Annotated in this window: 8 protein-coding genes and 1 tRNA gene; 6 read left to right on the top strand and 3 right to left on the bottom strand. The window is 49.7% G+C overall.

Annotated features, from left to right (window positions below; all coding sequences use genetic code 11):
* Positions 1 to 136: 136 nt before the first annotated feature.
* Positions 137 to 223: transfer RNA gene (locus P3339_RS21575), tRNA-Leu, on the bottom strand.
* Between the two features lie 245 nt (positions 224 to 468).
* Between P3339_RS21575 and rnr the strand changes: the two genes are divergently transcribed.
* The 6 genes from rnr to P3339_RS21545 all read left to right on the top strand — a co-directional run bounded on the left by rnr (position 469) and on the right by P3339_RS21545 (position 7,060).
* Entirely contained in the window at positions 469 to 3,225 is a 2,757-nt protein-coding gene (gene rnr, locus P3339_RS21570; RefSeq protein WP_282951853.1) for a ribonuclease R, read from the top strand.
* Positions 3,222 to 3,977 carry a 23S rRNA (guanosine(2251)-2'-O)-methyltransferase RlmB gene (gene rlmB, locus P3339_RS21565; RefSeq protein WP_282951852.1) on the top strand — a complete coding sequence of 252 codons (756 nt, stop codon included), beginning with the start codon at positions 3,222 to 3,224 and terminating at the stop codon, positions 3,975 to 3,977. Before rnr ends, rlmB begins: the two co-directional genes overlap by 4 nt.
* A 243-nt stretch (positions 3,978 to 4,220) precedes the next feature.
* On the top strand, positions 4,221 to 4,784 hold the full coding sequence (locus tag P3339_RS21560; protein ID WP_282951851.1) for an RNA polymerase sigma factor: 564 nt from the start codon (positions 4,221 to 4,223) through the stop codon (positions 4,782 to 4,784).
* An 11-nt stretch (positions 4,785 to 4,795) separates the two neighbouring features.
* Positions 4,796 to 5,365, top strand: coding sequence for a hypothetical protein (locus P3339_RS21555; protein WP_282951850.1), 570 nt, complete (start codon positions 4,796 to 4,798; stop codon positions 5,363 to 5,365).
* A gap of 60 nt (positions 5,366 to 5,425) precedes the next feature.
* Positions 5,426 to 5,974 carry a hypothetical protein gene (locus P3339_RS21550; protein WP_282951849.1) on the top strand — a complete coding sequence of 183 codons (549 nt, stop codon included), beginning with the start codon at positions 5,426 to 5,428 and terminating at the stop codon, positions 5,972 to 5,974.
* Positions 5,975 to 6,025: 51 nt separating this feature from the next.
* A complete protein-coding gene (locus tag P3339_RS21545; RefSeq protein WP_282951848.1) occupies positions 6,026 to 7,060 on the top strand; it encodes a tetratricopeptide repeat protein in 1,035 nt (344 codons plus the stop codon).
* Positions 7,061 to 7,464: 404 nt separating this feature from the next.
* Here the strand turns inward: P3339_RS21545 and P3339_RS21540 are convergent, their stop codons facing one another.
* Positions 7,465 to 8,268 carry an isocitrate lyase/PEP mutase family protein gene (locus tag P3339_RS21540; RefSeq protein WP_282951847.1) on the bottom strand — a complete coding sequence of 268 codons (804 nt, stop codon included), beginning with the start codon at positions 8,266 to 8,268 and terminating at the stop codon, positions 7,465 to 7,467.
* Positions 8,269 to 8,477: 209 nt separating this feature from the next.
* Positions 8,478 to 9,311 carry an alpha/beta fold hydrolase gene (locus P3339_RS21535; RefSeq protein ID WP_282951846.1) on the bottom strand — a complete coding sequence of 278 codons (834 nt, stop codon included), beginning with the start codon at positions 9,309 to 9,311 and terminating at the stop codon, positions 8,478 to 8,480.
* Positions 9,312 to 9,608: the final 297 nt, after the last annotated feature.

Here is a 9,608-nt window from a genome sequence, read left to right as displayed (position 1 = left end):
TTATTTCTCTTAACTACAGCAATTTGGGGAAGACGTTTAACAGAAGAAGGTAGGGATCAAGGAGGAAGACTTGCTAAGAGTTTAAGTATTTCACAACAAAAAAAGGCCGACTCTTTCGAGTCAGCCTTTTAGGAATTGGTGCCCAGGAGAGGACTTGAACCTCCACGACCGTAAGGTCACTAGCACCTGAAGCTAGCGCGTCTACCAATTCCGCCACCTGGGCAAATCAACGTGTGTTTCGTTGAGGACGCGAACTATAAGGATCCGGAAGGGGGTGTCAACGGTTTTGTTGCGCCTATTTCAACATATCATCTGATGCTAGGGGAAATTTGGCGAAATCGCTTATAATGCGTGCAATAGCGGCGAAATCTTGATCAATTACTCTCTATCTCTGCCGCCTGCCTTTAACCGGATAACCTCCGGATGTCACCATAATAGTTGGTGGCTACCTCAACAACGGATGCTGTTTTGACACAAAAGAATACCTCAGAGCCCCTTGCTTCTGATCCGCATGCTCAGCGCGAGGCGGAGAAATATGAAAAACCTGTTCCTAGTCGTGAATTTCTACTGCAGCTTTTAGAGCAACAGGCTGGACCTGTGCCTTGGGAGACAGTAGCGGAGCTTTTGGAGCTTCAGGACGAAGATCGTCGGGAAGGGGTACGCCGTCGCCTGATTGCTATGTCTCGTGATGGACAGATTGCCAGTAATCGCGCTGGTGATTTTGGTGTGCTGGATAAAATGAGCTTGGTTCGCGGTCGTGTTATTGGCCACCGCGATGGTTTCGGGTTCGTTATCCCCGGTGATGGCGGTACGGACTTGTTTCTATCTCACCGGCAGATGCGAAAAGTATTTGATGGCGATGAAGTCCTGGTACGAGAAACCCCGGGCGGTTTTCGTGGTAAGCGAGAAGGTGCGGTGGTTCGGGTTATTAAACATAACACCGAGCAATTGGCTGGACGCTTTTATCGGGAAAATGGCATCTGCTTTGTGCGGCCTGACAATCCCCGTATTAATCTCGATATTATGGTGGCGGCGGAGGATGCCGAGGGGACGGAACACGGCCAGTATGTGGTAGTGAAAATCGTGACTCAACCGGGGCGTGACCGTGTGCCCCAGGGAGAAGTCATTGAGGTGCTCGGTGATCACTTGGCGCCGGGTATGGAGATTGATGTCGCAATTCGCAATTACGGAATTCCGCATACGTGGCCCGGCGCTCTTCAGGCAGAGGTGGATGCAATTGCTGATGAGGTGCTGGAGGAGGACAAGAGGGCGCGAGTAGATCTGCGCCAGTTGCCTCTGGTAACTATTGATGGTGAAGACGCACGAGATTTTGACGATGCCGTCTTCTGCGAGTTGCAAGCAGATGACAGCTGGAAGCTCCTGGTGGCAATTGCCGACGTGTCTCATTATGTGCGCCCTGGTTCCGCTTTGGATGAGGAGGCGCACAGTCGTGGAAATTCAGTGTATTTCCCCGATTTCGTGGTGCCCATGTTGCCGGAAAAATTATCCAATGGACTCTGCTCTCTCAATCCAATGGTAGATCGGTTGTGCATGGTGTGTGAGATGCATATTGATCGAACCGGTGAAATTCTTAATTACCGTTTCTTCGAGGGTGTGATGCGCAGTCATGCCCGCCTTACCTATACCCAGGTTGGCCAAATACTCGCAGAACGCGATAACCGGGCTAGCGGTACGCGGAAGCAGTTTGCGACTCTTACTCCGCATCTAGATAACCTGCATGACTTGTATCTGGCATTACGTGGAGCTCGTGACCGTCGTGGGGCTATCGATTTTGAGACAACCGAGACCCGTATTCTCTTCGACAGTAATCGCAAAATTGAGCGCATTATTCCTGTTGAGCGAAATGATGCCCACAAGCTAATTGAAGAGTGCATGTTGGCGGCTAATGTCTGTGCGGCGAACCTGATGGAACTATCAGGGCTGCCTTCACTTTACCGTGTGCACGATGCTCCCAAGGAAGAAAAACTCAGTAACCTGCGCGAATACTTGGGGGAGCTGGGGCTGCGTCTGCCAGGTGGAGCCGAACCTCAGCCCAGAGATTTCCAGGAGTTGCTAGAGCAGATTGAGGGCCGTGCAGATGCTCATATTATCCAAGTGATGCTGCTGCGCTCCATGAACCAGGCGGTATACCAGCCGGAAAATCGCGGCCACTTTGGTTTGGATTATCGAGCTTACGCTCACTTTACATCACCTATCCGTCGTTATCCCGACCTCTTGTTGCATAGAGCCCTGCGCTGGTTGGTTCGTAATGGAAGCGCCAATGAGCAAGCTGTAGCCAAAAAGGTTCATGCAGTGCCGGGTGCCAAGCCTATCGGCCGGGAGCAGATACTGCCTTACGATATGCCAGCGATGTTACAGCTTGGTGAGCAATGCTCCATGACTGAGCGACGCGCTGATGACGCCACACGGGATGTGGTTAGTTGGCTTAAGTGTGAATATTTGCAGGATCATGTAGGCGAAGTCTACCCGGGGGTGATCAGTGCAGTGACCGGTTTCGGTTTGTTTGTTGAATTGGATAACCTCTATGTGGAGGGGTTGATTCATGTGACTGCGTTACCGAAGGATTATTATCGCTTTGAGCAGGCTCATCAGCGGCTGATTGGTGAGCGCAGTGGCAAGCGATATCACCTTGGCGATTCGGTTACTGTACAGGTAGCAAGAGTCGACCTGGAGGAACGTAAGGTCGATTTTATCCTTGAGGGGTTGATACCGCGCAGTAAACAAAATAGAGCGGCGAGTAAAAAGGAAGAGGCTACCAGGGTTAGTGCTCGAGCGATGGAAATGGCGGTAGAGCACCAGCAGGAGCGAGAACGTCGGAGCAAACAGAAGAAGAAAATGGGAAGTAAAGCAGTATCTAACCCCTGGGCTAAGCATGCGGAAACCTCTACGGAGGTAGCCCCTTTCCGCAAACGTAAAGTTGGCTCTAAAGAAACCGTTTTGGTTGAGGAGTCTGCGCGGTGCAAATCTTCTTCTGCGAGGAAAAAGACAGATGATGAGGCTGGGGATCAACAAAAAACAGATATTCCAGTCAAGCGTCGCGGCAGCAAGCGTACACCTACGCGTAAAGGTGGGAAGCGCCCTGCGGTAGCTGCGCGCAAAGCGGCGCAGAAAGCAGAAAAGGCCAAGACCCGCGCAGGCAAAGTAAAAAGAAGAAGAAAACTTCTTCTAAAAGCAAAAAGAAATAGTGATCGAGGATTAAATTGAGCCAAGAACTGGTGTATGGCCTGCACGCGGTGCAGGCGTTGTTAAAAGGGTCCCCACAGCATGTGCGGGAGCTGATGTTATTGCGTGGCCGTAAAGACCAACGCTTACAAAAAATTATTCAACAGGCGGATAAAAATGACATTGCCATGCGCTTTGTTGACCGCCGTGCCCTGGATGAAAAAGTTGATGAGAGTGCGAATCATCAGGGCGTTATTGCCATTTGTGCTGGTAAAACAAAAGTCCACGATGAAAAATTCCTGATGGGGATGTTGGAACAGCTTGAAAAGGAAAGTGAGGTACCCTTCCTGCTGGTCCTGGATGGCGTAACAGATCCCCATAACTTGGGAGCTTGTCTGCGCTCCGCTGAGGCAGCTGGTGTTCATGCGGTAATTGCTCCTAAGGATAAGTCCGCCGGGCTAACGCCAACTGCCCGAAAAGTTGCTTGTGGAGCTGCTGAAGTGCTGCCCTTTGTCACAGTGACTAATCTCGCACGCACTTTGCAGCAATTGCAACAGGCAGGCGTGTGGATTTTTGGTGCGGCGGGAGAGGCTACGCAGGATGTTTACCAGAGCCAACTGACAGGCCCGCTGGCATTGGTGATGGGGGCTGAAGGTAGCGGCTTACGCAGATTGACACGTGAACACTGTGATCACCTGATTAAAATTCCTATGGCAGGTGAGGTTAGCAGTTTAAATGTTTCAGTTGCCACGGGTGTCTGCCTGTTTGAAGCGGTGCGTCAACGCAGTAGCTAGGCACTGCTCTTTGCCCCTTTATCACACTTACCCCCGGCGGCTAAGGCTACCGGGGCCCTCCTTCGTCACCCAAGTTCACGCGTAAATATACCTTTTCCCTACTTCTTATTTCTACGCTGCTAGATTTCTTGCACAGCTCGCACAACGAACGCTTTTCGATTTTTTCGTCTACTTGCGCAGTGTCACTCTTTTTGTAGGCACTTGGGTGCGATTTTATTATCCAAGAAATCCGGGGGTAGTGGTTTGTACACCTGGCCAAAAGCATTGTTTCACAAACGTTCCAGCCAGGAGCATTTCTCTGGCCTGGTTTACCCATATATTCGCACCATGTATCGCATGGCTTATCGCTGGACGGGGAGTCGTGTAGACGCGGAAGACTTGGTACAGGATGTATTGTCTGGCTTGTTAAATAAAGTTTCGATCCTAGAGAAAACCGAACGCCTGGGGCCTTGGTTAGTCAAGGTGCTTTATCACCGCTATGTGGATCTTTATCGCAGACAGTGCGCATCGCCAATTGATGAAAGTTTCGACTTGCAGGATGTAGAAAGCTGCAGCGATGGAAGATCTGAGCATTGTAGCAACCTGGATCTTGAGCGCCTTTTGAATCGAGCATTGCTAATGTTGGGGCCGGGTTGGCGTGATGTTGTGCTTTTACACGATGTGGAAGGGTACACCGCCAGTGAGGTGGCAGAAATCCTCGACATAAATGTTGGTACCGTAAAATCGCGTTTGCATCGCGCCCATAAAAAATTAAAAAAATTATTACTGAGGGAACCATTGGTGAGGTTCATCCGTGTTAACAGGTAGAGGACAAGCCAATGCCGGAAAGAGAATTTGTAAATCTGTTAAGTGATGATGAATTGCGGCGACAGTTACGTGCATTGCCACTTGATGAGCCAGATAATGGCTTTGAAATACGGTTATTGCGCAGAGCGTTACAGCAACGAAGTCCTGAATTTCGCGCGGAGATATCTGGGCTGAAAATTGTTGGTGATTCTCTGGTGCGCCTTGGATTAGTGGCACTGATTTTTCTCACCATGAGTACAGTGTTTGTACTTCTGCCAGGCATCAAGTCTCCTGTCGCCAATTACACAGCCCAGGAGCCAGTGCCAAGCAGGTTGTCGGAAGTTCGTTCCGTGCATTTTGTTCTGCACAGTAAACAGCAAATGCTTGGAGCAATAATCCGTATCGTGCTACCAGATAATGTTTCATTCGATGGCTATGAGCACAGAAGAGTCTTGCAGTGGGAAACCGATATTTTTGCCGGCAGGAATCGTCTTTCACTACCAGTGAAAATATTGAATGAAAAAGCGGCGGGAGAAATTTTGGTTGAGGTTAAATATCGCGGGTCCAGCAAATTGCTGCGTCAAAACCTAACCAAGCTTTAAGTTTCGAAAGTATGATGACTAATTTATTGGATCTGATCTGAAAGCCGGAGGTAACGGGCAATGTGGAAAAAGGGATTATTAGCGGTAGGTATCACAGCAGCAGTGCTACATGCGGGGTCGGTAATGGGGCAGGACATGCCATCAGATCTGGATCTCACGCTGACAGTAGTCGAGGAAACTGAGGATGCTCTCGATGTGATGAACAATATCGAGTTGCCTCCAAATCTGCAGGAAATTGCCGAGGAAACCATGGCTGCTGTAATGGCCGCTGTTGCAGCAGCGCGGGAAGAGGGCGGCCGGGAAAGTGAAGAACTTGAGGAAATAGTTAATGAAGCTATGGTTCGTCATCAGGAATTAATTGCCAATGCACGCCTCTCGGCAGAGGCTGCAAGAGAGGAGGCCCTACGCGCAGCTGAAACAGCCCGTGAGGGTATTGAGGAGGCGGTAAAAAGCGCACTCTCTGGTGCGGAGATACAGGGAGTCATTGAACAAATGATGCAGGACATTCTCGATAGCCTGCCTGCGGATATACGTGAGCAAATTACAGTGGATCTCAATGCTCTTTTTGAGCAGGCTCGAGAGAACTTGCCAGAGGATTCCGATACATAGCTGATTGAATGCATGGATGGCCAATAAAAGGACTTATAGAGGTAAATGGTGGTGCGGAATACTTTGGGTGGAATTGTGCTTTTGGCACAGCTGATACTTTTTCCATTGGCGGTAACGGCTGGAGAATCTTTCAATACAGGTACTGAAGCATTCAAACAGGGGAAATATAAAAAAGCACTGAAATACTTTGAAGTTGAGGTGGAGTCTGGTAACAATTCCGCAAAGCTCAGGTATAACATCGGTGTTACCCTGATGAAGCTCAAACGCTATTCCGCGGCCACAATTTATTTTCATGGTTTGTTGAATGATGCCAAGTGGCGAGATTTGGCACGTTACAATTTGGCGCTTGCTGCAGAGCGTGATAAACGTAGCTTGATAGCGGCGAAGCACTATCGCATTGTACGAGAGGGCGCTGCTACGGAAAAGTTACGAAATATGGCTGCTCATCGCTTGAATTATTTAGCTGGAGATAATCGTGGCGAAAAGGAGTTGCCCTGGCTGGCAACGATGAGTCTAAGCGCTGGCCGCGATGACAATGCCTTTGCGCTGCACAATGAAATCTTGTCGGATTCAACGATAGGCGCAGACAATTTTGCGGAGCTTTTTGCCTGGGGCCAATATCGACTGAGCGGCACTAAAAATAATGGCTGGCGGGTACACGGATACGGATTTGGACGAAAATATGAGGAGTATGAGAACTTGGACCTTGCCAGCGTTCGTACGGCTCTTTCCCGTGATCGTCAATGGTTGGGTTGGAATACTGAGCTGGGACTGGCTGCTGAGATGGTTACCTTAGGTGGAGAGCCAGTCAGCCGGCAGGCATTACTGCTGGCAAAGATGGCAAAAGCCTGGGGGCGCTCGCTTGTAAGTTTCACATTTAGTCCGGGCTATTACTCAGGGGGTGAGGAGTATGCTTATCTGGATGGGTGGCGCCAGCGCGCTGAACTTAGTTGGCAGCGGCCTGTATTTTTTACTGAGACAAGATTGTTCTACCGTTACGATGATAATGACCGTGAAGGGCAGGAAAAAATCGGGGGCGATTATTATAGTTACTCCCCTGCACGTCACGCGCTGGGGGAAGCCTAGACTGGAAAATTTCTCCAAAATGGCATTTATCCACCGGAATCGAATATCGTCGCAGCCTCTACGGTGAGAAAAACCGCATTACGGATAGTCAAGGTAATGTTGACTCCTACCAGCGCGAGTCAGACCGGGTCCGCTCCTGGATGGGAGCAAAGTACAGGATTACTCCCAATTTCAGTGTAAGTGGGAAATACCAACATATCGATAATGAAGAAAATCGAGACGTATATACCTATGATAAGAGTGAATTCAGTCTCGGGATTGGTTATACCTTCTGAGTAAAAGTAATAATGCCTAATTCTTTTAATATTTTAATTGGATACGCCAGCTACTGACTCTTGTTGATTAAATGGTCGGCAGCTGGTTTTCTCAAGAGCTATCCGTACTCAGAACGAATTTGATAGCCTTTATAATTTCATCGCCTCATCATTCAAATGGTTATAGTCCAGATGATGATCAAACATTCCTATTGGTGAGTAACTCTTTACTAGATTGCCTGAGAGCTGATAAAAAAGGTTATAACTAGACAGGAATAGTTCTGGTCCACTACTGAGTCTGTGAATACCAGCCTTCCAATATTGCAGGGGTGTTTCCATTCCCGGCAACAACATTAAATTAAGGGGCATAGAGATATTTTTTGTGAGGTAATGGGCATCCTCCAAAGAGGTTAGGCCCGGAATAAATCCGCCGTTGGCTCCTGCAGTTTGATATCGTGTAAGTCTTTGAGTTACTTCTACGAGTGAATCTTCGTTGTTATCTTCCTCATTCAGATAAATATCGGTGCGCGCATTAATAAAAAATGGTCGTTTCTTCAGGACAGATCTAATGGCTGTAATTTTTTCACACAGTAGTTGCGGATTTTTGTTGCCATCCTCAATATTGATTCCAGCTACACCGAGTTTGCTTAAGGTCCTGACTAGCTCGGCAACTTGTGTGGGGTTGTCGCTATAGCCGTCCTCAAGATCTATGGATACTGGTACACGGGAAACACGCAGAATACGTTTGATGGCTCCCAGATGCTCCGCTAGTGGCAGTTTGCCGCCATCGGCGTACCCCAGTGACCAGGCGAGGGCGGCACTGCTGGTGGCAATTGCGCGGGCGCCTGCTGCCTGGCAAAGCTGTGCACTGGCAGCATCCCAAATATTGGGCAAAATGAGAGGCTGGCAGCTTTGGTGCAAAGCATTGAACTGTTCTGAGTCGGTAGTTTCCATTGTTTATCCTCTGGTAATCATTTTTTGCCTGTTTGGCGGTAGAGGGGAAAATACCTTGGCAGCTTGAGAGGTGCTGGCCAGAAACGGACATGGACAGGAGAAACTGGCAGGGAAGGGAGTCGCTTAGGATTCAAGGCAGGTAATTAGAAAAGTGTCTGAACAGTTCCTGCCTGGAATCAGTATCGAATGGCTCCAGGCAGGGTTGCCTTTTAATTAGGGGAAGTCGCAGGTTGCCGAGCCAGCCAGCTATCCACTACTGCAATTATTGGGCGTGGATTTTTGATCCAGGAGAGGTGTGGGTTTCCCTTAGGGTAGGTTGCGGACATTTCCTGGGTTTCGCCACCGACAATCGCAGCTAGCTTGCGTGCAGCCGGCATGGGGGCAAAGGGGTCCCCAGCCAATGCGATATGCAAGGTAGGATGTTTGGCTTGTTGGCGATCACCAAACGACTTTTCTGGAGCGAAGCGGCCGCTGAATATGGAGCTTGCCCAGTCTTTCATCAACCTCCTGGCCTCGCGCCAGCCAAACCCCATTCGTGCGCCAGGGAAGTAGCCAAGCAAACTGGAGGTGATGCTGGCAATCGCCGCAAAGGCTAATAAAGCGTAGCGTCTTAGCCCGTGCCAACTACGATGGTCGACATGACCTGAGGCGATGGTTACCACCCTGGCATTACCTGTGAGGCCGGCTCGTGCAGCTAAGGTGCTGGTCTGGCCGCCGATGCTGTGGCCCAGGATCAGGGCGGGACCACCGGGGAATGACTTCTCCAGCAATGCCAACAACTGTGGGATAAAGGAAAACACCAGATCGTTGTAGCCATAGTCTGCATGTCGGTTAGGACGTGGCAAGCTTTCACCGGTACCCGGCAACTCAGTGATTGCGGTGCTATAACCGAGCCGTTGTAATTCCTCCAGCAATAGCCGGTAGCGGTCAGCCGGGACGCCCATGGCGGGAATTACTAGGGCGAGGGGGCCTTCGCCATTGTGGGCAGTGGTGATTGGAACCTGGAAGGCGCCAAAAGTGAGGTTATGGGTTTCTTGGGGCATGGTACTTCTCCCTTCAATGGGAGGCACTATATGCCAGTTCATCAGTGCAAACCCATGACCAGACCGCGCACTTCAGTAGCTTAATCGATGCAAATGGTGCTTCAGTTGCAAGTTCCACAAAAGGCTGTGGGCTCAGGGAGTTGATCAACCGCTTATCGGGCTGGCCAAAGTACCGCTCTAAAGTAATTGATCAACTTGCAACCGGGTTGGCGAAGGCACTGCCCTAAAGTAATTGATCAACTTGCAACCGGGTTGGCGAAGGCACTGCCCTAAAGTAATTGATCAACTTGCAACCAA

Origin of the sequence: Microbulbifer sp. MLAF003 (assembly GCF_030012965.1) — a bacterium.
GTDB classification, from domain to species: domain Bacteria; phylum Pseudomonadota; class Gammaproteobacteria; order Pseudomonadales; family Cellvibrionaceae; genus Microbulbifer; species Microbulbifer variabilis.
This window is presented reverse-complemented; position numbering and strand designations above follow the sequence as displayed.

Coding starts and splice junctions, on each gene's coding strand:
- P3339_RS21535 (WP_282951846.1), bottom strand. CDS start 9,311: ATGCCCCAAGAAACCCATAACCTCACTTTTGGCGCCTTCCAGGTTCCA.
- P3339_RS21555 (WP_282951850.1), top strand. CDS start 4,796: ATGCCGGAAAGAGAATTTGTAAATCTGTTAAGTGATGATGAATTGCGG.
- P3339_RS21550 (WP_282951849.1), top strand. CDS start 5,426: ATGTGGAAAAAGGGATTATTAGCGGTAGGTATCACAGCAGCAGTGCTA.
- P3339_RS21540 (WP_282951847.1), bottom strand. CDS start 8,268: ATGGAAACTACCGACTCAGAACAGTTCAATGCTTTGCACCAAAGCTGC.